Genomic DNA, 22,395 nt, shown 5'->3' on the forward strand with positions numbered 1-22,395 from the left:
TTTCCTTTGCATTTGAGTTGATGCAACACAACTACTGGGGTATTAATTGGAGATAAATATCGCAAAAAGCGAATTACTATCGCCATTATGGAGATAATATGGATCGTATTGAGCTAATGCAGGCGTTTCGAGCCGTTGCGGAGGAAGGTTCATTTGTTGCCGCCGCAGAACGACTTGAGCGATCTAATAAGCAACTATCCAAGCAGGTTGCAGCGCTCGAATCTGAGCTTGGGGTAACCTTGCTTCACCGGACGACGCGCCGAGTACAGCTTACGGAAATCGGGCGTGCGTTCTTAGAACAGTGCTCAGTGATCTTAGAGCAGCAATCCCAATTATGGTCAGCGGTTCAAAGTGAAAACCAAGAGGTGCGTGGATTGCTTCGCATTTCTGCGCCGCTGTCGTTCGGCGAACTAAAAATCGCCCCCGTCTTGCCGAGCCTTTTGGCAAAGTATCCAAAACTAAAGATCCAAATGGACCTAACAGACCAATATGTTGACCTTGTTGCTTCGGCAAATGACGTTGCTGTGCGGATCGGTTCTTTGGAGGATTCATCGCTCATTGCGCGAAGAATTGGCGAAACCGGTTTGGTCTTAGTTGCGTCGCCGCAATATCTGAAAGAAAATGGCACGCCAAAGCTACCAGAAGACTTGCGCACGCATTCAGCTATTGTGGACCGCAATTATCGGGGGCGCTTTCAATGGCCATTTGTCGTCAATGGCAAAGCCACAAAAATGCGTGTCGACGCGCGCATAGAAGTTAATAGTCCAGGTGCGGCAAAGCAGTTCGCACTTTCCCATTGTGGCGTCACTTTGTGTCCAAGCTATATGGTTGAAGCAGAAATCAAATCAGGTGAACTGGTGTCTGTCCTCAGCAATAACATGCCTGATCCAATGGGCATTTATATCGTCTATCCGAGCAACAAGCATCTTGCTCCAAATGTGCGCGCTTTCAGTGACCATGTGGCGCAACGGGTGCGCGAAAGCATTTGATTTCGGTCATTTGCATATCCAGGATTCATCTCTAACGTTGTTTATGCAAGGTAGAGATGGGGATCCACATGCACCAAATGACGGGTGATACTGCATTTCGAACGCGAGGGCTGACAAAAGTCTACGGCTCCGGCGCGGCAGCGGTGCATGCGCTTCGCGGAGTTGATATCGACATACCCAAAGGCGAAATGGTGGTGCTGTTGGGCCCGTCAGGCTCTGGCAAGTCTACACTTCTGAATATATTGGGCGGACTGGATGACGCAACTGATGGAACAGCACAGTTCTTCGATCACGACCTAACTGCAATGCGGGAGAGGGAGCTTACGCTCTACCGGCGCGAGCATGTTGGCTTCGTGTTCCAATTCTACAACCTGATGCCAAGCCTTACAGCAAAGGAAAATGTCGAGCTGGTCACCGAAATTGCCGATGACCCAATGGACGCAGCGGAAGCATTGGCGCGTGTTGGGTTGAAAGAGCGTATCAACCATTTTCCTGCGCAATTGTCAGGCGGTGAACAGCAACGTGTTGCAATTGCGCGAGCTGTCGCGAAGCAGCCCACCGTTATGTTCTGTGATGAGCCGACCGGCGCACTGGACAGCGCGACTGGCCGCTCAGTGTTAAATGTGCTTCAGAGCGTCAATCAGGACCTTGGCACCACGGTGATGATCGTCACCCACGCCGCGGCAACTGCGGCGATGGCTGACCGCGTCATCCACTTTGCTGATGGAGGTGTGCGTGAGGTCATCAGAAACACCACAAAGCTCACAGCTGATGAGATTGAGTGGTAGCGATCATGTTCTCAGCCCTCGACAAGAAGCTATTTCGAGACCTTGGCCGCATGAAAATGCAGGCTATTGCTATTGGATTGGTGATTGCGGTCGGGGTTGTTGTTTTGGTCATGATGGATGGTTTGTTCAATTCACTGAGCCAAACAAAAACGACATATTATGATCGTTATCGGTTGGCTGAAGTGTACGCCCCTGCGGTACGCGCGCCCAAGCATTTGCTGGAAAACTTGGCGAATGTGCCCGGCGTGGATAGCGTCATTGGCCGCATTAGAGGCGGTGGTCTTGTCAATTTGCCGCAAGAAGACGTGCCGATAACTGCCGCAATTGTTTCATTGCCAGATCATGGCGCTGTGCGATTGAACGATATCTATTTAGCCGAAGGGAAACAAATCGAACGTGGCCGCGAAGACCAAATCCTTTTGCTTCGCTCATTTGCCAAAGCGCATGGTTTGCAGCCAGGCGATAGGATTTCGGCGACCATAAATGGTGCGAAGCGCAAGCTAGAGATTGCCGGACTAGCGCAATCTCCTGAGTTTTTGTTGTCCATGGCACCCGGCGATCTCGCACCCGATGATAAACGATATGCCGTGATTTGGATGAGCGAAACCAGTTTGGGCGCTGCCTTTGACCTAAAAGGCGCGTTTAGCGAGGCACTTTTCTCGCTCACAAGGGACGCGAAGCTGCCAGAAGTTTTGGATCGCGTTGATCAAATATTGGCGAACTATGGCGGCACGGGCGCTTATGGTTTGGAGGATCAAACCTCAAACCGTTTCCTCACCGAAGAAATCAAAGGTCTTGCAACTCAAAGCAAAATCTTGCCGCCGATCTTTCTGGCGATTGCTGCGTTCTTGCTCAACATTGTGATTTCAAGAATGATCCAATCCGAGCGCGAGCAAATCGGGTTGTTGAAGGCTTTTGGCTACTCCTCCATGGAAGTCAGTGCACATTACTTCAAATTCGTGCTGGCCATCGCAATTGGCGGTGCCTTAGTTGGTTGTCTCATCGGTGTGTGGGTGGGCCGCAGCTACGCAGATTTGTTCCAGCAATACTATAAGTTTCCATTCCTTGTCTTTCGGGTGGACCCGCAAGCGTTCATCATCGGCATTCTGGTTAGCGTGTTTACCGCCTCAGCGGGTGCACTATTTGTGTTGCGCAAGGTCTTTGCCTTGACGCCAGCGGTCGCCATGCGGCCACCTGCGCCTGCCGATTACTCAAGGGCGGGTGGTTTTATGGCGGCGGTGAAACGTATATTCGATCAACCGACCCGTATGGTTTTGCGGCGGATTGCGCGCCACCCGGGAAGGGCCTTTGGTGCAGCACTTGGGGTTGGCGCCGGGATGGGACTGTCCGCAGCTTCAATTGGCCTGATGATGACGTTCACAAACGTCGTCGATCAGACCTTTGATTATGTCGATCGCTCCGACATGACGGTAGTATTTGCCGCTCTGCGGTCCACGGACACACTAAACGAGCTGCGAAGCTTAGAGGGTGTAACCCACGTCGAGCCATTCCGAGCAGTTCCGGTGATCCTTCGCAATGGATTGCACAGTCACAAAGGTGCCGTGACCGGTCTGCTTGCAAATCCTCAACAATATCGTGCGGTAGACAAGGACTTAAATCCAATTACCTTGCGTGAAGATGGCATCATCATCGCAAAGCCGTTGGCCAAGAAACTAGCCATTAGCCCAGGACAGAAACTGTTCATAGAAGTGCAAGATGGTGAACGCCCAACGCTGCAAATGCCGGTGGTTGGTGTTGCTGAAACTTTGTCGGGTGCGCCTGCATATCTTGAAATTGGTGCGCTCAATCGCGCGCTCAAGCAGCCGAACCAAATCAGCGGCGCATATCTGCAAATTGACGAGAAACTTCAAGCACCGCTCTATGAAGCACTTAAAGCTATGCCCGTCATCGCTGGCGCGAGTTTGAAATCGAAATCGCGCGAGGCATTTGAGACCTTGATGGATCAAAGCGCTGGTTCTATGCGCTACGTGATGAGTTTCATCGCCGCCATCATCACATTTGGCATCGTTTACAATAGTGCGCGCATCGCATTTGCAGAACGCTCGCGCGACCTTGCAAGCTTGCGGGTTATCGGTTTCACGAAAGGCGAAACGGCTTTTGTATTGCTTGGCGAACTCGCCATTATGGTGATCATGGCAGTGCCGATTGGTATTGCGTTTGGGCTGGGGCTCAACGCGGCAATTGTTGAGGGCTTCTCGACCGATCTCTACCAAATTCCAAATCAAATCCAACCTGAAGCGTTTGGCACCGCCGGCATCGCCGTGCTGGTTTCTTCGGTTTTTTCCGGTTGGATGGTAAAACGAAACATGGACGGGCTCGATCTCGTTTCCGCCTTGAAGACAAGGGAATAGGACATGGCTAAAAGAAAATCACGCAACTGGATCATATTGTTGGTGATCGCCGGCGTTGCCGCTTCTTTGGTTTATGCATTTTGGCCGAAGCCAATCGCTGTTGACTTTGGCAAGGTAGAACGCGCCCACATGATCGTGACTATAGACGAAGATGCAAAGACACGGGTGCAGGATGTCTATACCGTATCGACACCAGTTGCCGGTCGATTGCAGCGCGTTGAAGTGGAGCCGGGCGAAACCGTAATTGGCGGAGAATCAATCATTGCGCGCATGTTGCCAACAAATCCCGCAGCCCTTGATGTGCGCACGCGAGAGCAGGCGCTAGCAGCGGTGAAAGCCGCTGAAGCTGCGCTTGAACTCGCAGTTGCGGATCATAACCGTGCGATTGCAGATAAAGATCTTTCAGATCTCGATTTGCAGCGCACTAAGCAGCTTTTCGACAAAGAAATAGTTGCTCAGGCGGCGCTTGACCGCGCCGAACGTGTGGCGCGCGCGTCCGACGCAGCGCTAGATACGGCAAAAGCGGCGATTTCGATCAGAGAGGCCGACTTGGCAAATGCGCGTGCGCGCCTAATTGGCTTTGACGACGATCCAAATTCAGCTACCGCCCAAGGTGAGGGCGCTATTCCGATGCGCGCCCCTGTTTCTGGCCGAGTGTTGCGGGTGATGCAGGAAAGCGAAACCACCTTGCCCGCCGGCGCGCCCGTGTTGGAGATCGGTGACACATCAAACGGATTGGAAATTGTTGTCGAACTATTGTCCAGCGATGCGGTGAAGGTTCGCGTTGGTAATCGGGTGATTGTCGACAATTGGGGTGGCCCAAACCAATTGGATGGCGTGGTGACGCGTGTCGACCCGTGGGGATTTACAAAATACTCCGCATTGGGCGTTGAGGAACAACGCGTCAACGCTGTCATAGAGTTCTCAGAGCCGTGGCAACAACGACAGAGTTTGGGCCATGGCTTCCGCGTAGAAGTGATGATTGTGGTCTGGGAAGATCAAAATGCGTTGGTACTGCCTTCAAGCGCGCTTTTCCGTGAGGCCAATGACTGGGCCGTATTCACGGTTGCAGACGGTAGTGTGAGCAAGCGCATGGTTAGGATCGGCCAAAACAACGGCTTACAAGCTCAAGTTCTTGAGGGATTGGAAGAAGGGGAAGCAATCGTCCTTTATCCGGGCGCCAACTTGGTTGAAGGCGCAAAGGTTGAGCAGCGGGTTGTGCAATAGCTACTGGCCAACCGCATTTGCGATCGCTAAGAAGTCGCTATGACAAAAATTTATGTAGATGGCGACGCTTGCCCGGTCAAAGATGAAATTATTCGCGTTGCCGAACGATATGCCGTTCCGGTCGTGATTGTATCAAATGGCGGCCTGCGTCCTTCACGCGACCCAATGATCCAGCACGTCATTGTGCCCCATGGTGCCGACGAGGCAGACAATTGGATTGCCGATGAAATCGTCGAAGGTGATGTCGCCGTGACCGCAGACATTCCACTTGCGCAGCGCTGCCTTGATAAAAAAGCTCGAGTGCTCGGACCAACTGGCAAACCATTTACCGATGAAAATATCGGCATGGCAATTGCGATGCGTGGCCTTAAACAGGACTTGCGCGAGAGTGGCGAAATTAAAGGATATAACCCGGGTTTCACCAAAGCAGATCGGTCCAACTTTTTACAAGCGTTGGACCGATTGCTGTCGTCGAAGAGCTAGCGGATGCGTTTTTCCGTTTTTGCGTCAAACAGCATCACGTTTTCATCGTCGAATGTGACTGAAACATCGCTGCCATAAGAAGGCGCGTCGACTTCCGCGCTTGCTTCCACAATTATCCGTTCGCCGTTGGCTGCATCAAGATAGATGTAGGTCACGCCGCCCAAATGCTCCACAAGGTCGACTTTTAATCCCGAGCCTTTAGGGTCAACGCGCAAATGCTGTGGACGAATGCCGACCGTCACCGATGCACCGTTTTCTGGCAGTTTGGCGGTCGAAGCCACTGCGCGATCTGCAAACGCATCCACTTTGATTGCGCCCGCCTCAACGATGCCGTTTACAAAGTTCATGCCAGGTGAACCGATAAAACCTGCTACGAATTTGTTGTCGGGATTTTTGTAAAGCTGCATTGGGGAGCCTACCTGCTCCACAACGCCCGCACGCAACACGACAATTTTGTCGGCCAGCGTCATAGCTTCGACCTGATCATGCGTCACATAGATCATGGTTGCGCCAATTTCTTTGTGCAATCGCGCCAACTCGACGCGCATCTCTACACGCAACTCGGCGTCTAGGTTGGAAAGCGGCTCATCAAACAAAAACACTTCTGGGCCACGCACAATCGCACGGCCAATGGCCACACGCTGCCTTTGTCCGCCCGAAAGTGCTTTGGGTTTGCGATCTAAATAGTCGTCAAGCTTGAGGATTTGCGATGCCTCGCCAACTTTCCTGTCAATTTCGGCCTTGGGAACACCGTTCATCTTCAGGCCAAAGCCCATATTCTCTGCAACGGTCATATGTGGGTAAAGCGCGTAGGTCTGGAAAACCATTGCGACACCACGATCCGCAGGATCTGCTCTGGTTACATCGCGATTACCAATTTCGATGCTGCCATCGGTCGTCTCTTCAAGACCCGCAATCATGCGCAATAGCGTGGACTTGCCGCAACCCGAAGGTCCAACAAAAACGCAAAACTCGCCATCGTCAACTTGCAAATCCACGCCGTGAATAACCTGAACAGCCTCGTACTTCTTGATGGCATTTGTAATTTTTACACCAGACATGAATCCTCCCGATGGATCTTGATTGGTTGGGGCCGCAGCCCTAGTGGTTGGGGAACTGCCAATTCTCAGAAGCAGTCGCAATTTCCTTTGCCGCAATTTTCATTTGCGGCGCATAATTCTTCATTTCGTCTATTGATGTGCGGTTCGTCGAACTAGTGATTGAAAGCCCACCCAGAACCCGGTTTGACTGCGCTAAGATCGGCACGGCGACACAAATAATGTTTGGTTCGTGCTCTTCACAGTCGAAAGACACACCGCTTTTGCGAATCTCAGCGAGCTCTTCTTCGAGCTTGGCCGATTCTGTAATCGTGTTTTCTGTAAAGGGGTAGAATGCTTGCTGCGCAAGCGCCTTGGCTTGGGTGTCTTCGTCTAGATAGGCGAGCATTGCTTTTCCAACACCTGTACAATATCCCGGCCCGACTTTCCCAGCCTGGCTGAACATTTCGATTGGGCGATTTGCGTCTCGTTTATCCACATAAAGCACTTGGCCATTGTCGAGCTGCGCCAAGTGAATGGTCTGACCAAGTTCTTGCGACAACCTATCGATTGCAGGCTTGGCAATTGGGGCAAGGGAAGACTGCTGCCATGCGGAATGCGCTAGTCTTACAAGCCGCACGCCGGGCGCATATGTTTGGTGGTCTGGATTATAGTCGAGCATGCCTTGGTTCGTCAGCGTTTGCATCAGACGGTATAATGTCGCTTTTGGATGCTTGGATTGCGCCAACAAATCATTGAAGCGCACAGGGCGACCAAATGCAGCCACATCGTCCAGTATTTCCAAGGCTTTGCCAACGGTTCCGTCTTTATTTGCTTGGCTGCTCATTTTTCATCCCTCGTCGTTTTTTATGACTTTTACTCAACGACCCTGTTGACAACAATAGGATTAACGAACAATAATTTCAATAGTTAAAACCTAGTTTCATATGTTGGAACCAATCGGGAGGTAAAACCAATGAAACGACTACTAGGCGGCGGCGTGGCCGCAATGCTTGCGGCGACGATGATGTCGGCAACGGCCCTAGCTGGTGATCTTGTCATCAACTTCGATGATTTGAACCCAGGACCTAAAAAAGGCTTTGATGACGCGGTAGCGCAATTCCAAGCTGAAAACCCAGACATCAACGTCATTGTGAACAACAATGACCGCGAAGCGCACAAAACAGCGATTCGGAACTTCCTAACGGCTGACGCACCAGACGTAACGTCTTGGTACCCAGGTAACCGGATGGCTCCATTTGTGGATGCTGGATTGTTCGAGCCTGTAACTGACCTTTGGGCAGAGCAGGGCTTCAACGAAGATTTGGCGGCGATCAAGCCAACAATGTCTCGCAATGGTGAGATCTGGGGTGTTCCGTATTCTTACTACCAGTGGGGCGTGTATTACCGCAAAGACTTGTTTGATCTTCTAAAGATCGAAGAGCCAAAAACATGGGACGAGCTATTGTCGGCATGTGCGGTGATGAAAGAAAACAATGTCACTCCATTTACAATTGGTACAAAGTTCCTTTGGACTGCAGCTGGTGTATTTGACTACATCAACCTGCGTACAAATGGTTATGACGTGCACAACGGCCTAACAGCTGGCGAAATCAAATATACAGATCCACGTATCGTCAAAACGTTCGAAAACTGGGCACAGTTGATCGAAGAGTGTGGCTTTATTGACAACCACGCATCAATGAGCTGGCAGGACGCTATTGCACCATTCGCAAACGGCGATGCTGCAATGTACGTCATGGGCAACTTCTCTGTTGACGGGTACAAGAATGCTGGTTTGACTGAAGATCAAATCGACTTCTTCCAGTTCCCTGAAATCACACCTGGCTTGCCACGTGCTGAAGAAGCACCTGCTGATGCATTCTTCATTCCAACCAATGCGAAAAACAAAGAAGATGCACGTAAGTTCCTCGCCTTTGTTGCTCGCCCAGACGTTCAGTCTAAGTGGAATGCGACCATTGGTCAGTTGCCGATCAACTCAAAAGCGACCGTTGGTGATGACAAATTCATCCAGCAAGGTTTTGAGACGGTATCAACAGCTGCAGGTCTTGCACAATTCTATGACCGCGATGCTCCAGCCGCTATGGCTAAAGCGGGTATGGAAGGCTTCCAAGAGTTTATGCTCGACACATCAAAAATGATGGCCATTCTTGAACGTCTCGACGGCGTGCAAGAGGAAGTCTACAAATAATCCATAACATCTTGATGGTGGGCGCCTTTGTGCCCACCATCTCTTTCCAAGTTGGTTATTGGGGGAGATAGGCAATGGCTGTCACCGACAACGCAAAAATCGTCACTCAAGCGTCTTGGCTATCTCGAAATAAACTCACAATCGCACCTTGGCTCTTTCTTCTGCCTGCGCTCGTTTACTTCGCCATCTATGTCGTCATCCCGATTTTTGAATCGATTTGGCTTTCATTCTATGAGTGGAACGGGTTGTATCTTGCCGACGGCACTTCGACTGCCTCTTGGGTAGGTTTTCAAAACTACATCAAACTTTGGGACGATCCAAAGTTTTGGATGTCGCTGAAAAACAACGTGCTTTGGCTCTTGCTATTTATGCTTGCTGTGCCAGCTGGATTGTTTATCGCGCTGTTTTTGAACCAAAAAACGCCCGGTATGCGCTTGTACAAATCGCTATTCTTTTTCCCATTCGTCATTTCCCAAGTGGTTGTGGGTTTGATTTTTGGCTGGTTCTATAACCCAGATTTTGGGGTGGTGGGTTCCATCTGGAAGGCACTCTATTGCGAAGAAACGGTGAACCTGTTGGGCAATGTGACCTTCAGATGTTCCCAAACGCCACCTGATATTCTTTCAAGCGCGGAATTTGCCACCTACGGCATTATCGCTGCTGGCCTTTGGCCCCAAATCGCTTACTGCATGATTTTGTATCTTACTGGTCTCAACAATGTCGCCGCTGATCAAATCGAAGCGGGGCGTCTTGATGGCGCGAAGGGCTGGAAAATGCTCTGGTACATCGTGTTGCCCCAATTGCGCCCCGCAACCTTTATCGCCGTCGTGGTTACCGTAATTGGCGCTCTCCGCTCATTTGATATGATTGCGATCATGACCCAAGGCGGACCATACGGCTCCACAAATGTGCTCGCTTACTACATGTATGAAACCGCCATCTCAGAATATGGCGAACGTTATGGATATGGCTCGGCCATCGCAACGGTGTTGTTCATCATTATGCTGTTCTACATTAGCTACTTCTTGTGGCGCATGTACCAAGACGAAAAGGGAGGTCGCTGATCATGTTTCCACGTCCAATTGATCGCTCAGGCTTTGCGACCCAACTCGGCTACCAAATCATTGTGCCAATCGCGCTTCTGATCTGGCTGTTGCCACTGATCGCAATTTTCATGACGTCTATTCGTCCAGCAGCAGACATCAATTCAGGCAATGTGTTCGGCATCCCATCTCGCATTGCTCTGATTGAAAACTACATCGCGGTGTTTACCCAATCAGAAGCGCTGCGCTACCTCACCAACTCATTTTTGATCACCATACCTACAGTGATCATTTCTGTTGGGCTCGCCTGCTTGGGCGGCTATGCGCTTGCAATCTATCGATTCAAGGTCGCGCTGCCATTGTTCTTCCTTTTTGTAGCTGGCAATTTTGTGCCCTATCAAATCCTGATGGTGCCCGTGCGCGATATGTCAGTGCAATCAGGCTTGTACGACACCATTCAAGGGCAGGTGCTGTTCCACGGTGCGTTCCAAACTGGTTTCTGCACGCTGTTTATGCGCAACTTCATCAAGGCCTTGCCGTTTGATCTGATCGAGAGCGCTCGCATTGAAGGCGTGAAGGAATGGAAGATCTTTTGGTATGTCGTGCTGCCTTTGGTGCGCCCCGCGATTGCTGCGCTTTCTGTTTTGATTTTCACATTCGTCTGGAACGATTTCTTCTGGGCCAACGTTTTGACCCAAGGTGAAAGCGTTAAACCAATAACCGCGGGCGTTCGTGCGCTAAACGGTCAGTTCGTAAATAACTGGCACTTGGTTTCCGCTGCGTCTTTGATGGCCGCAATGCCACCGGTGGCGATGTTCTTCTTGATGCAGAAGCACTTCATTGCTGGTCTGACTTTGGGCGCGGTAAAATGATACGGACTTGGAGACTAGATGATCAGCGCCAAACACTTGTGCTTGGCGCCAATGGCGAACGGCTGGCCGAAGTTATCTATTGGGGCGAAAAACTCCCCGATGATCAGGATTTAGCCGCGCTTTATCAAGCTTGCGAATTGGACGTGACGGGCGGCATGCTGGACGCCAATCCCGAACTCTCTATTTGCCCTGAAGCATCGCGCAGTTTCCCAGGGCAACCCGGGCTAATCATTCGCGATGAAGATGGCACGCCGCTAATGCCGAAATTCTGCTTTGAACGAGCAGAGGAACAACAAGACTCTCTTGAGCTGGTCTATATCGATCAAACCAAATTGCTAACCTATCGCGCCCAGTTCAAGATTGATCAGCACAGCCATATGATTGTGGCAAAGACCATTCTTGAAGCCAGCCGACCAGTGCATTTGCATTGGCTTGCCGCTCCGGTTTTGCCAGCCAGCCAGCACGCGTCCGAAATGATCGATTTTGCTGGCCGCTGGTGTGATGAGTTTCAAGTGAACCGCACCGCATGGTCCGCCGGTGTGCGCTTTCGTGAAAACCGTACCGGCCGCACAGGGCATGAGCATTTCCCAGGACTGATTGTACCTGATCACGGCACCACCAATACGCGCGGTAAAGCCTACGGCTTCCACTATGGATGGTCCGGCGGTCACAAAATGATCGCCGAAGAGTTGCCTGATGGTCGACGTCAAATCCAGTTCGGTCACGCCGCGCGCATGGAAACTTCTGCGCAAACACGCTTTGAAACCGCGCCGCTTTATTTCACCTTTTCAAACACTGGTCTCAATGGCTGCGCCGTCGCATTCCAGCGTTATCTGCGCGATAAGATCGTCAGCTTCCCAAATCCGGAACGTCCGCGCCCAGTACATTACAATTGCTGGGAAGCGGTCTATTTCAACCACAATTTGGCCGAGCTGCAAGACATCGCCACGCGCGCTGCTGACTTGGGTGCCGAACGGTTTGTGCTGGATGATGGGTGGTTTGGCAATCGTGATGACGACACGCGATCCTTGTCCGACTGGCAAGTTGACCCGCGCAAATATCCAGATGGCCTTGGCCCGTTAATTGCGCACGTTCATAGTCTTGGTATGACGTTTGGCATTTGGTTTGAACCTGAAATGATCAACCCAGATTCAGACCTTTATCGCGCACATCCAAATTGGGCGCTTGGCGGCGAAGACCAGATATTGGGTCGTCAGCAAAAAGCACTCAATATGGCCTTGCCCGAAGTTCGGGCCTTCTTGTTTGATCGCATAAGCGCAGTGCTTAAAGACAATGACATTGATTACATCAAGTGGGACCATAACCGCGTGCTGCCGATGCCTGATGCAGCGCAAACACGCGGTTCCTATGCGCTGATCGACCAGCTTCGCGAAACATTCCCCCATGTGGAAATAGAAAGCTGCGCGTCTGGCGGTGGGCGTATTGATTTCGGCATTTTGCAGCGCACCCACCGCGTTTGGTTGTCTGATAGCAACGATGCTGTTGAGCGACTAAACATCCAACATAATGCAGCGCTATTTTTGCCAGCTATTGTCACCGGCTCTCATGTTGGACCGCGCAAGTGTCATACATCCGGTCGCACAATTGATATGAGCATGCGCGCCTGGGTCGCTGCCCAGCGGCACATGGGCTTTGAAATGGACCCGCGTGAGCTAACCGCGGATGAGGCGACAACGCTTAAGGCCGTCACAAATTGGTGGAAGCAAAATCGCGACTGGATGATGAAAGCCGACATTTTGCGCCTTGATACGCTAGACGAAGCGATTGTGGCGGAGCAACATATGTCTGCAGACCAAAATAGATTCGTCGCCTTTGTCGGAAAGCGCGCGACATCCAAACAGATTTTGCCAAGGCCTGTTGCTTTGGCCAATCTTGATCCAACTGCATTGTACAAAATTGAGTTGATCAACAAAGAAGACATTGTGGGGCTTTCGCGGGGAAGCAACGCAATGAAAACTGGAGCGATAGAGCTGTCGGGGGCCTACCTGCTCAATAATGGCATCAATTTGCCGTGGAGTTTTCCAAACTCCATCTGGGTTATTGAAGGAAGTAGAATAAATGACCGATAAGAAGAACCGTCGCAGCCAAGCTTGGTATGGCAAACTCGATAAAGACGGCTTTATCCATCGTTCTTGGATGAAAAACCAAGGCTTTCCAGACCATGTGTTTGATGGCCGGCCCATCATTGGCATTTGCAATACATGGTCAGAACTAACCCCCTGCAATTCGGGATTGCGGGTGTTGGCTGAGGCGGTGAAACGAGGCGTTTGGGAGGCCGGCGGCTTCCCCGTCGAGTTTCCCGTCATGAGCCTTGGCGAAACGCAAATGAAGCCAACTGCAATGTTGTTCCGCAACTTGTTGGCAATGGATGTGGAAGAAAGCATCCGCGCTTATGGTATCGACGGTGTGGTGCTGTTGGGCGGTTGCGACAAGACAACGCCTGGCCAGTTGATGGGCGCTGCATCGGTGGATTTGCCAACGATTGTCGTTTCGTCTGGCCCAATGCTCAACGGCAAGTTTAAAGGTAACGACATTGGCTCTGGCACAGACGTTTGGAAGTTTTCCGAAGAGGTGCGCGCCGGCGACATGACCTTGCAAGATTTCATGGCCGCAGAAAGTGGCATGAGCCGATCAGCTGGTGTTTGTATGACCATGGGCACTGCTTCCACCATGGCCTCAATTGTTGAAGCTATGGGCATGAGCCTGCCAACAAATGCGGCTCTGCCAGCGGTTGATGCGCGACGTACTTCGCTTGCGCACCTGACGGGCAAGCGCATTGTGGAAATGGTCGAAGAAGGCTTGGTGATGTCCAAGGTTGTCGACAAAGCCAGCTTTGAAAATGCGATTTTGGCAAACGCTGCGGTTGGTGGGTCGACCAACGCTGTTGTTCATTTGTTGGCCATGGCGGGCCGGGTTGGTGTTGATCTCACGCTCAAGGACTTTGAACTTGGCAGTGACGTGCCGCTTCTGGTCAATTGCATGCCGTCCGGCAAATATCTAATGGAAGACTTTTGCTATGCAGGTGGAATGCCCGTCGTGCTCAAAGAACTTGGCGACAAACTTCGGCCTGCAAATACCGTTCTAAACAAAGACATTTCCGTCTTTGCCGACGGCGCCGAGTGCTACAATCGTGACGTCATTTACCCAATCGATGCACCGCTTAAACCAGCTGCTGGTCTGCGGGTATTGCGTGGTAATTTGGCCCCAAATGGCGCGATCATAAAGCCGTCCGCCGCGACTGATGAATTGTTGGAACACGAAGCCGAAGCCTATGTGTTTGAATCGATTGAAGATTTAAAGGCCAATATCGACAAGCCTGATCTGCCAGTCACCAAGGATACGATTTTGGTGCTAAAGGGCTGTGGGCCCAAGGGTTATCCAGGCATGCCCGAAGTTGGCAATATGCCCATTCCACGCGTGCTTGTTGAGCAAGGCGTTCGGGACATGGTGCGCATTTCTGATGCGAGGATGTCCGGCACAGCGTTCGGCACTGTAATTCTGCACGTCAGCCCAGAGGCGCAAGCAGGCGGCACCCTTGCACTGGTTAAGACCGGGGATCGCATTCGCGTTAGTGCTTCTAAGGGCGAGCTTGAGCTGCTTGTTGATGAAACGGAACTGGAAACGCGTCGCGCGGCTTGGCAGCCTGATCAACCTCATTATGATCGTGGCTATGCCAAACTTTATATCGACCATGTGTTGCAGGCAGACAAAGGCGCTGACCTAGATTTCTTGGTCGGTAAAGACACCAGACCAGTTACAAGGGAAAGCCACTAATGAGTGAGAATGTCACCTTTCACGACCTAAAGGGTCAAAGCGTTTTCATTACCGGCGGTGGATCTGGAATTGGTGCGTCGCTAACCGAAGGTTTTTTGCAGCAAGGTGCAAATGTTGCGTTTGTTCAACGCTCCGATGCGACAGAGTTTGCTGAGGAAATGGGCAAGAAATACAACAACAAACCGCTATTCATAAAATGCGACATTACCGACATTCCCTCTTTGCGTTATGCGATGAAGGAAGCTGCAAAGGCATTTGGTCCCATCACCGTTTTGGTCAACAATGCGGCGAACGACAAGCGCCACGCGCTTGAAGGATACACCGTTGAAGAGTGGGATATGGCGATGGATGTAAATCTACGTCCACACTATTTCACGGCCCAAGCAGCAGCCGAAGGCATGCGCGAAGCTGAGGGCGGATCGATCATCAATTTCTCGTCAATTTCATACATGATGGGTAATGCTGGCTACACCTCATATGTCACCTCAAAAGCTGGGATAACGGGGCTTACGCGTGCGCTTGCGCGAGAACTTGGTCCAAACAAAATTCGCGTGAACGCGCTATTGCCGGGGTGGGTGCTTACCGAACGTCAGCTCGACAAATGGGCCACGCCAGAAGATTTGGCCGCTCATTTGGAAAAACAATGTCTAAAAGAACATTTGGCGCCTGACGACATCGTAGATGCAACACTATTTTTAGCGTCAAAAGCCAGCCGCATGATGACCGGCCAAGCCATGGTTGTCGATGGTGGCGTGGTAGTTACAGGATAATACAATGAACAATAAGATCGAATGGATAGCGTTGGATTGGGGCACAACCCATTTCCGCGCATGGGCCATGGGCGCCGGTGGCCAGGTGCTTGATCAGGTTAAATCTGATCAGGGCATGGGCAAACTTGAACGTGATGAGTTTGAAACTGTGTTCTTAGAACATGTTGAGAAGTGGCTGGTCGGGCGAAACAGCCCTGTCAGCGCTTTTGCCTGCGGCATGGTTGGCGCGAAACAAGGTTGGATCGAAGCCAAATATATTGAAACGCCATGTGCCCCACCACGCAACGAACAATTGGTGCAAGCGCCATTGTCTGATCCGCGCGTTCAAGTCTTCATCGTTCCTGGATTATCGCAGCACAAACCGGCTGACGTCATGCGCGGTGAAGAAACGCAAATTGCAGGCTTCTTGGCCAGCATGCCAACATTTGATGGTGTCGCTTGTATGCCGGGAACCCATTCAAAATGGGTGACCATCTCAAAAGGTGTGGTCAAACATTTCACCACATTTATGACCGGCGAGATGTTTGGTCTGTTGGCGAAAAAGTCGGTGCTTCGTCATTCTGTCGGTGGACGCGGCTGGGACAATGCGGCCTTTATTGGCGGTGTCAAATTAGCAATGGATACGCCCGAACTTGTGGCGCAAGAACTGTTCTCCATCCGCCCACAGACCATGCTGCATGATTTGCCAGCCAACGAGGCACGAGCGCGGCTTTCTGGGTTGTTGGTCGGTGCGGAATTGCGCGCAACTGAGCACCTATGGTCGTCGCGAGATGTCTGTATCATTGGCGATCCTAAGCTTTCAGAGCATTACAACAAGGCGTTGGAGTTCTACAATTGCCAAGCAACAATCGCTGACGGTGACATGATGACCCTTGGCGGCCTTCACGCCGTCGCACTTTCTGCCATGGAACAGGCATCGTAATATGACCAGAAAAATCATTGCGATCTTGCGCGGTGTTCAGGCCCACGAAGCGGTTGAAATCACGAGGCAAATTGTTGAAGCGGGTATCACCATGATTGAGGTGCCGCTCAATTCGCCACAGCCGTTTGATAGCATCAAAGCAATGCGCGAGGCGTTTGATGGGGCCGCTCAAATCGGTGCTGGCACCGTGCTCACAACAGATGATGTTGAAGCACTGAAAGCCGCAAATGGGCAATTTGTTGTTTCACCAGATTGCAACCCAGAGGTCATCAAAGCGACCAAAGCAGCGGGCATGAACTCATACCCTGGTGTCTTCACTGCAACTGAATGCTTCGCAGCAATCCACTCAGGGGCTGACGGGCTGAAACTGTTCCCGGCCAGCGTTCTCGGCACAGGCGGTTTAAAGGCGTTGCGCGCGGTTTTGCCAGCCGACATTGATGCTTACGCGGTCGGTGGAGCAGGGCCAGACAATTTCGATAAATGGAAAGAAGCAGGCGCTGATGGATTTGGCATCGGCACAGCCATTTACAAGCCCGGCGATGACGCTAAAACTGTTCGCGCCAAAGCCGACAAGATCGTCGCTGCATATGATGAGGTTTTTAACTAATGCAATTCGATGTGTTTGATGATCACAAATGCAGCCTAGGTGAGGGACCGTTGTGGCACCCTGAAACGGGCGATTTTTTTTGGTTTGATATCGACAAAAAACTGATGTTTAAACGTGTGCCGAATGTGGCAGGAAAAAACGTGAATCAGACGGAACAAATACACTTTTTCCGGCACGTTTCAGCCGCTGGATGGCTCGATTCTGACCACTTGCTGGTCGCCGATGAGCTCGGCTTGTTCAAGTTTAATCACATCACCAAGCAAGAAACGCGCATTGCGGATATTGAAAAAGACAATCCAATAACCCGATCAAACGATGGTCGAGCTGATCCTTTTGGTGGGTTTTGGATTGGGACAATGGGCAAGAATGCCGAAGCAGAGGCCGGTGCCATCTATCGCTTTTATCGTGGTGAGGTTCGCCAACTGTTTGAAAAGGTTAGTATTCCCAACTCAATCTGCTTTTCACCTGACGGCAAAACTGCCTATTTCGCCGATACGGTGACCAAGAAGATTATGCAGGTTGCATTGGAGCAACAAAACGGTTGGCCCGTCGGTGAACCGCAAGTTTTTGCAGATTTAACTGCCGATGAACTAAACCCAGACGGTTCAGTTGTTGATGCAAAGGGCCACCTTTGGAACGCACAATGGGGCGCAAATCGTGTCGCAGAATATGACCAGAATGGTGCATTTTTACGCGCAATTGACCTGCCAGCCAGCCAAATTACTTGCCCGTCTTTTGGCGGAGAAAATCTGGTTCAATTGATCATCACATCAGCAAAAATTGGCCTTGGCGATAGCGAAGAATTAGCTGGCGCGACTTTTTCCGTTTCGCTTAATGTTAAAGGGCAAAAAGAACATCGGGTTGTCCTGTAATGACCATTCAACGCGCACTTGGTACCTGCTACTACCCCGAACATTGGCCCCGCGAACAATGGGCGAATGACGCGCGTCGCATGGCTGAGTTGGGTTTGAAATGGGTGCGGATCGGCGAGTTTGCTTGGAGTCGCATTGAGCCGGAACATGGCTATTTCCAATGGGAGTGGTTGGACGAAGCGATTGAAATATTAGGTGAAAACGGCTTGAAAGTCGTACTTGGTACCCCCACGGCAACGCCGCCACGCTGGATGATAGACCGTCACCCAGACATATATGCTGTTGATGAAATGGGAAATACACGCAAGTTTGGATCGCGCCGCCATTATTGTTTTTCTCATCTTGGCTACCGAGCAGAATGCGAACGCATAGTTGATATTTTGGCGCAACGCTACGGCGGCAATCCACATATCGCCGCTTGGCAAACCGACAACGAATATGGCTGCCACGATACCGTGATTTCCTATTCGGAAGCGGCATTGCACGGCTTTTGGCGTTGGTGCGAAGAGCGATACGGAACGATTGAGAACCTCAATCAGGCTTGGGGCAACGTCTTTTGGTCAATGGAATATAGCTCGTTTGAGCAAATTGAGTTGCCCAACCTTACTGTCACCGAGGCAAATCCGGCGCACTGCATGGCATTTCGTCGATTTTCGTCCGACCAAGTGACGAGTTTCAATCGATTGCAGGTTGACGCAATCAAGCAATTTAGCAACATACCAATCGCTCATAACTATATGGGGCGCATCACAGAATTCGATCATTTTGAGGTTGGGAATGATCTTGAGATCGCGAGCTGGGACAGCTACCCGCTCGGCTTTCTGGAAGACCGCATTGATGAAACTGAACAGTTCAAACATGAACACTCACGTCAAGGTCACCCTGATTTTCAAGCATTCCATCATGATATCTACCGCGCCGTAGGTAAGGGGCGTTGGTGGGTGATGGAGCAGCAGCCAGGGCCGGTAAACTGGGCGCCATATAATCCCGCGCCTCTGCCGGGAATGGTGCGACTATGGACTTGGGAAGCGTTTGCGCATGGCGCTGAAAATGTGATGTATTTCCGTTGGCGGCAGGCGCCGTTTGCGCAGGAACAAATGCATTCCGGCCTGTTGCGGCCAGATAGCGAAACGGCGCCAGCGTTTGATGAAGCGCTGCAAGTCGCTAATGAGTTGAAGGCGCTATCAACTGACGAAAATGTGGATGCGAAAGTTGCGCTGGTATTTGACTATCAAAGCGCTTGGGCGACGGATATTCAGCCGCAAGGCAAAGACTGCCACTATTTCGATTTGGCATTCGACTATTACCGCGCCGCACGAAAGCTTGGGCTTTCATTGGATATTCTGCCACCTGATTGCGCTGATTTGTCGGCATATCAACTCGTTCTGGTGCCGGGCGTCATGACGCTTAGCAGCGAGTTGAAGCAGGCAATTGAGCAGTTTGCAGGGCAGGTGATTGCAGGTCCGCGCACGAATTCAAAGACGGATGAATTTGCTATTCCATCGCCTTTGCCTCCCAATTTTCCTGGGTTGGACGCAACGATTGAATATGTTGAAAGCATGCGCCCAACCGCGCAAGTCGCACTCAACACCCGCGGCAATTTTATCAAGTGGCAGGAGAAAATTGCTTCTTCCGCCGCCACCTTGGCCCAAACGCTGGATGGACAAGCCGCCGTCACAAAAAGCAACAACATCACCTACGTCGCAGGTTGGCCAGACCAAGAAGCGCTGATGTATATTTTGGCTGAGCAATGTGCAGAACTGGATATTCCAACGGAGTTGATGCCAGCAAGTGTGAGACGCCGCGACACCAAAACTCACCGCTTCTATTTTAACTATGGCAACCAAGCGCAAAACATTGCTGGTGTGACAATTGAGCCTACGGGTGTTTATTGGTCAGAACAGATATCGACCTAAGGGCTATTTCGCTGTCCCTTTTTCTCTGCTAGTGAGCAAGCAAACATAAAATGGGGACATAAGTGATGACAAATCAAGCAACAGGTGCCGCCAATCCAGTTTTGGCGGAATTTGTCCGCGGCAATATGGTCGAAAACCGACATCGTGGTGCCTTTTGTGTCGTTGATCAGCACGGCGAGATTGTTGCAAAGGCGGGCGATATCAGTGCGCTGATTTATCCTCGTTCTGCCATTAAGTCTCTGCAAGCGCTTGCGCTTTTTCAAAGCGGGGCAGCAGAAATGTTTGACCTTGATGACAAAGACCTTGCCCTGGCCTGTGCTTCACATTTGGGTGAAGAGTTTCACGTCGCCGGTGTCTCCAGGTTTTTGGAAAAAATTGGACTAACCGCAGCAGATTTGGAATGTGGCGCGCATTTGCCGACCAACAAGGCTGCCCGCAAGGCGTTGTTGGCATCGGGACAGCAACCGTCAGCGCTTCACAACAATTGCTCTGGCAAACACGCGGGTATGCTAGCGGTCGCCAAGGCGCTTGGTGTGGACACCAAAGGATACATTGAGAGCGAGCACCCAGTGCAAGTTTTGGTACGCGAATGCGTCGAGCGCGTGCTGAATGTGCAGCTTACACCGGATCATTGCGGACGTGATGGTTGCTCGATCCCGACTTGGGGCGCGCCATTGATCAATTTTGCGCAGGCTTTTGCCAAAATGTCTTCGGGGTCCAACGAACTGCCAACAGTTTATGCGAACGCAGGTGATCGCCTGTTCAAAGCGGCGGCAAGTAACGCTGAACTGGTTTCCGGAACAGGTGGTTTTGACACAGATGCGATGAACGTATTCGCAGGTGATCTGATGTTGAAAATCGGGGCCGCTGGTGTGTTCTGTGGTGCATTGCGTGGTCGAAACTGGGGATTTGCGCTTAAATGCGATGACGGCAACATGGATGCAGCACACGCGATTGTTGCCGGTCTGCTCAGTGCTATTGGCGGCAATAGTGATGAAATCGAAAACGTGTTGAAAACGATGAAGGTGCAGGTTTCAAAAAACTGGCGCGGGTTCGAAGTCGGGCATATGCAATCGGCTTCAGAAATTGCGAGCTATTTCTAATCGGTGACTAGCTAAACTGATTGTCTGCAACGACGAGCTGGGCATACTTGGCCGAAGCTTTTTGCAAATCCAATTCAACAATATCATCCCAACGCGCGCCAACAATTGGTGCGCGTTTTGCGTTGCTGATTTGATTGTCTTTGACTTGGGCTGCCCCAACACCTTCGACCACCGAAACATAGATGCCAATATGCGTGTTTTGCACCAGATTGTTGGTGAGTGTTAGGTTTCGCATATACGGCCCCCAGCCTGCAGCCATGCCGGTTCCGGGCACATTCTCAATAACATTGCCGTTTGCCACAATGTCCGCCTCTAGGCCAATGCCCACTGGTGATGTGTCAGGATTGGTTGGGCTTTTTGCCCAAATATTGCGCACAATATTGTTGGCGCACACGGCCAAATGACCGCCATCATTCCAGTTGGTGATGGAGATGCCTTGTGCGGCTTCGTCAATGATGTTTTGCGCAACAATTGAGCCGGAGAATTCAAATTCCGAAAAAATGGCGACTTCAGACAAATTGCGACAATTATTGCCCACTATCTGACAATTTACTGTGCCGTTTGCCCTTACGGCAGAGAAGGTGCAGTCGGTGATCACATTGTTCGCAACAATTACATCGGCTGACCGAAACACGTTGATTCCATTGCCGTTTTGTCCGTTGCCACCGCTCTTCCAGTCGATATTTTTGATGTGGTTGCCTGTGACGATTGTTCCATCGTGACCATTGTCGTTGCGCCAAACGAGGATGCCATTATTGCCGCAGCCGTCTACGAAATTATCGTTAATTGATAGCCCAGTTGCATCGACAGATTTTATCGCTGCATTGGCGATCTTTTCAAAACGGTTTTCAGTGATGGTGCCGCCTGTACCGTATAGTGAAATGCCGTAAGACGAAGCAGTTTCAAAGTGGCATTGTTCCACCAAAACATCTTCGCAGTTTACGAAGTCCAAAAGGCCAAAACTTGGGTCTGCAAGTGCGCCACCAGTGCCCACCAATGCGATATCGTGAAGGCTGAGCCGGCTTGTCCCTTGTCCTGCAAGGATTGGCCCTTCACGAGACGCCAGCAAGCGGGTGCTGCCACGCGCGCCATAGAGTGCGGTGCCAGAGGGCAAAGAAATGTTGCTGACTAAATACTCGCCGGCGGGCAAATAGACGGGTTGGGATAGGCTCGCAGCCTTTTCTAGGAGCGCGGACAAATCGCTGGAGATATCGCTGCCAGTGTTTGCGACTACGCCATTTGCACTGGCGTCAATTGCGCCAAACTGCGCCATCGCTTTGTTGGCGAACGTCAACGCGCCAAATCCGGCACCAGCAAATGTGAGTAAACCGCGTCGCGAAATCATGCACCAAACTCCTCTGTTGTCCTGAAATTGACCATCAATTGG

At 51.2% G+C, this 22,395-nt stretch carries 19 protein-coding genes; 16 read left to right on the forward strand and 3 right to left on the reverse strand.

Annotation, left to right across the window (positions count from 1 at the left end; all coding sequences use genetic code 11):
* The first annotated feature begins 98 nt into the window (after positions 1 to 98).
* The 5 genes from QQL65_RS10660 (at position 99) to QQL65_RS10680 (ending at position 5,859) form a co-directional block, all read left to right on the forward strand.
* Entirely contained in the window at positions 99 to 989 is an 891-nt protein-coding gene (locus QQL65_RS10660) for a LysR family transcriptional regulator (protein ID WP_284364354.1), read from the forward strand.
* A gap of 68 nt (positions 990 to 1,057) precedes the next feature.
* Positions 1,058 to 1,777: an ABC transporter ATP-binding protein gene (locus tag QQL65_RS10665; RefSeq protein WP_284364356.1), complete on the forward strand. Its 720-nt coding sequence runs from the start codon at positions 1,058 to 1,060 to the stop codon at positions 1,775 to 1,777.
* A complete protein-coding gene (locus tag QQL65_RS10670) occupies positions 1,771 to 4,149 on the forward strand; it encodes an ABC transporter permease (RefSeq protein ID WP_284364358.1) in 2,379 nt (792 codons plus the stop codon). The genes QQL65_RS10665 and QQL65_RS10670 overlap by 7 nt, the downstream gene beginning before the upstream one ends.
* 3 nt (positions 4,150 to 4,152) lie before the next feature.
* Positions 4,153 to 5,376 (forward strand): efflux RND transporter periplasmic adaptor subunit, encoded by a 1,224-nt coding sequence (locus tag QQL65_RS10675; protein ID WP_284364360.1) that lies wholly within the window; start codon positions 4,153 to 4,155, stop codon positions 5,374 to 5,376.
* Between the two features lie 39 nt (positions 5,377 to 5,415).
* The gene (locus QQL65_RS10680) at positions 5,416 to 5,859 is read left to right on the forward strand and encodes a YaiI/YqxD family protein (RefSeq protein WP_284364362.1); all 444 of its coding nucleotides are present in this window, start codon (positions 5,416 to 5,418) and stop codon (positions 5,857 to 5,859) included.
* Here QQL65_RS10680 and QQL65_RS10685 read toward each other — a convergent pair.
* Both QQL65_RS10685 and QQL65_RS10690 read right to left on the reverse strand, forming a co-directional pair.
* Complete coding sequence (locus QQL65_RS10685; protein WP_284364363.1) at positions 5,856 to 6,920, reverse strand: ABC transporter ATP-binding protein; 1,065 nt, start codon at positions 6,918 to 6,920, stop codon at positions 5,856 to 5,858. The two genes, QQL65_RS10680 and QQL65_RS10685, sit on opposite strands and share 4 nt — an antisense overlap.
* Before the next feature lie 40 nt (positions 6,921 to 6,960).
* Complete coding sequence (locus tag QQL65_RS10690; RefSeq protein WP_284364364.1) at positions 6,961 to 7,743, reverse strand: IclR family transcriptional regulator; 783 nt, start codon at positions 7,741 to 7,743, stop codon at positions 6,961 to 6,963.
* A gap of 129 nt (positions 7,744 to 7,872) precedes the next feature.
* On the opposite strand from QQL65_RS10690, the gene QQL65_RS10695 reads away from it, so the two are divergent.
* From QQL65_RS10695 to QQL65_RS10745, 11 genes are all read left to right on the forward strand, one after another.
* Positions 7,873 to 9,108 (forward strand): ABC transporter substrate-binding protein, encoded by a 1,236-nt coding sequence (locus tag QQL65_RS10695; protein ID WP_284364365.1) that lies wholly within the window; start codon positions 7,873 to 7,875, stop codon positions 9,106 to 9,108.
* Positions 9,109 to 9,182: 74 nt separating this feature from the next.
* Positions 9,183 to 10,172: a carbohydrate ABC transporter permease gene (locus QQL65_RS10700; protein WP_284364366.1), complete on the forward strand. Its 990-nt coding sequence runs from the start codon at positions 9,183 to 9,185 to the stop codon at positions 10,170 to 10,172.
* Between the two features lie 2 nt (positions 10,173 to 10,174).
* Positions 10,175 to 11,023, forward strand: coding sequence for a carbohydrate ABC transporter permease (locus QQL65_RS10705; protein ID WP_284364367.1), 849 nt, complete (start codon positions 10,175 to 10,177; stop codon positions 11,021 to 11,023).
* A complete protein-coding gene (locus QQL65_RS10710) occupies positions 11,020 to 13,113 on the forward strand; it encodes an alpha-galactosidase (protein WP_284364368.1) in 2,094 nt (697 codons plus the stop codon). The genes QQL65_RS10705 and QQL65_RS10710 overlap by 4 nt, the downstream gene beginning before the upstream one ends.
* Complete coding sequence (locus tag QQL65_RS10715; protein WP_284364370.1) at positions 13,103 to 14,818, forward strand: IlvD/Edd family dehydratase; 1,716 nt, start codon at positions 13,103 to 13,105, stop codon at positions 14,816 to 14,818. Before QQL65_RS10710 ends, QQL65_RS10715 begins: the two co-directional genes overlap by 11 nt.
* The gene (locus QQL65_RS10720) at positions 14,818 to 15,588 is read left to right on the forward strand and encodes an SDR family NAD(P)-dependent oxidoreductase (protein ID WP_284364372.1); all 771 of its coding nucleotides are present in this window, start codon (positions 14,818 to 14,820) and stop codon (positions 15,586 to 15,588) included. Before QQL65_RS10715 ends, QQL65_RS10720 begins: the two co-directional genes overlap by 1 nt.
* Before the next feature lie 4 nt (positions 15,589 to 15,592).
* Positions 15,593 to 16,510, forward strand: a complete 918-nt coding sequence (locus QQL65_RS10725; protein ID WP_284364373.1) for a 2-dehydro-3-deoxygalactonokinase — start codon at positions 15,593 to 15,595, stop codon at positions 16,508 to 16,510.
* 1 nt (position 16,511) lies between these two features.
* Positions 16,512 to 17,117, forward strand: a complete 606-nt coding sequence (locus tag QQL65_RS10730; RefSeq protein ID WP_284364374.1) for a 2-dehydro-3-deoxy-6-phosphogalactonate aldolase — start codon at positions 16,512 to 16,514, stop codon at positions 17,115 to 17,117.
* Positions 17,117 to 17,989, forward strand: a complete 873-nt coding sequence (locus QQL65_RS10735) for an SMP-30/gluconolactonase/LRE family protein (RefSeq protein ID WP_284364376.1) — start codon at positions 17,117 to 17,119, stop codon at positions 17,987 to 17,989. Before QQL65_RS10730 ends, QQL65_RS10735 begins: the two co-directional genes overlap by 1 nt.
* On the forward strand, positions 17,989 to 19,905 hold the full coding sequence (locus QQL65_RS10740; protein WP_284364378.1) for a beta-galactosidase: 1,917 nt from the start codon (positions 17,989 to 17,991) through the stop codon (positions 19,903 to 19,905). Before QQL65_RS10735 ends, QQL65_RS10740 begins: the two co-directional genes overlap by 1 nt.
* 65 nt (positions 19,906 to 19,970) lie before the next feature.
* Complete coding sequence (locus QQL65_RS10745; protein WP_284364379.1) at positions 19,971 to 21,008, forward strand: asparaginase; 1,038 nt, start codon at positions 19,971 to 19,973, stop codon at positions 21,006 to 21,008.
* Positions 21,009 to 21,015: 7 nt separating this feature from the next.
* On the opposite strand, the gene QQL65_RS10750 is transcribed toward QQL65_RS10745, so the two are convergent.
* Positions 21,016 to 22,353 (reverse strand): TIGR03808 family TAT-translocated repetitive protein, encoded by a 1,338-nt coding sequence (locus QQL65_RS10750; protein WP_284364380.1) that lies wholly within the window; start codon positions 22,351 to 22,353, stop codon positions 21,016 to 21,018.
* Positions 22,354 to 22,395: the final 42 nt, after the last annotated feature.

Source organism: Maritalea porphyrae (assembly GCF_030159895.1).
Taxonomy (GTDB): Bacteria; Pseudomonadota; Alphaproteobacteria; order Rhizobiales; family Devosiaceae; genus Maritalea; species Maritalea porphyrae.

What these genes read in the sequence shown, in the direction of transcription:
- QQL65_RS10660 (WP_284364354.1), top strand. Translation starts at nt 99, where the DNA reads ATGGATCGTATTGAGCTAATGCAGGCGTTTCGAGCCGTTGCGGAGGAA.
- QQL65_RS10665 (WP_284364356.1), top strand. Translation starts at nt 1,058, where the DNA reads ATGCACCAAATGACGGGTGATACTGCATTTCGAACGCGAGGGCTGACA.
- QQL65_RS10675 (WP_284364360.1), top strand. Translation starts at nt 4,153, where the DNA reads ATGGCTAAAAGAAAATCACGCAACTGGATCATATTGTTGGTGATCGCC.
- QQL65_RS10680 (WP_284364362.1), top strand. Translation starts at nt 5,416, where the DNA reads ATGACAAAAATTTATGTAGATGGCGACGCTTGCCCGGTCAAAGATGAA.
- QQL65_RS10685 (WP_284364363.1), bottom strand. Translation starts at nt 6,920, where the DNA reads ATGTCTGGTGTAAAAATTACAAATGCCATCAAGAAGTACGAGGCTGTT.
- QQL65_RS10690 (WP_284364364.1), bottom strand. Translation starts at nt 7,743, where the DNA reads ATGAGCAGCCAAGCAAATAAAGACGGAACCGTTGGCAAAGCCTTGGAA.
- QQL65_RS10695 (WP_284364365.1), top strand. Translation starts at nt 7,873, where the DNA reads ATGAAACGACTACTAGGCGGCGGCGTGGCCGCAATGCTTGCGGCGACG.
- QQL65_RS10700 (WP_284364366.1), top strand. Translation starts at nt 9,183, where the DNA reads ATGGCTGTCACCGACAACGCAAAAATCGTCACTCAAGCGTCTTGGCTA.
- QQL65_RS10705 (WP_284364367.1), top strand. Translation starts at nt 10,175, where the DNA reads ATGTTTCCACGTCCAATTGATCGCTCAGGCTTTGCGACCCAACTCGGC.
- QQL65_RS10710 (WP_284364368.1), top strand. Translation starts at nt 11,020, where the DNA reads ATGATACGGACTTGGAGACTAGATGATCAGCGCCAAACACTTGTGCTT.
- QQL65_RS10715 (WP_284364370.1), top strand. Translation starts at nt 13,103, where the DNA reads ATGACCGATAAGAAGAACCGTCGCAGCCAAGCTTGGTATGGCAAACTC.
- QQL65_RS10720 (WP_284364372.1), top strand. Translation starts at nt 14,818, where the DNA reads ATGAGTGAGAATGTCACCTTTCACGACCTAAAGGGTCAAAGCGTTTTC.
- QQL65_RS10725 (WP_284364373.1), top strand. Translation starts at nt 15,593, where the DNA reads ATGAACAATAAGATCGAATGGATAGCGTTGGATTGGGGCACAACCCAT.
- QQL65_RS10730 (WP_284364374.1), top strand. Translation starts at nt 16,512, where the DNA reads ATGACCAGAAAAATCATTGCGATCTTGCGCGGTGTTCAGGCCCACGAA.
- QQL65_RS10735 (WP_284364376.1), top strand. Translation starts at nt 17,117, where the DNA reads ATGCAATTCGATGTGTTTGATGATCACAAATGCAGCCTAGGTGAGGGA.
- QQL65_RS10740 (WP_284364378.1), top strand. Translation starts at nt 17,989, where the DNA reads ATGACCATTCAACGCGCACTTGGTACCTGCTACTACCCCGAACATTGG.
- QQL65_RS10745 (WP_284364379.1), top strand. Translation starts at nt 19,971, where the DNA reads ATGACAAATCAAGCAACAGGTGCCGCCAATCCAGTTTTGGCGGAATTT.
- QQL65_RS10750 (WP_284364380.1), bottom strand. Translation starts at nt 22,353, where the DNA reads ATGATTTCGCGACGCGGTTTACTCACATTTGCTGGTGCCGGATTTGGC.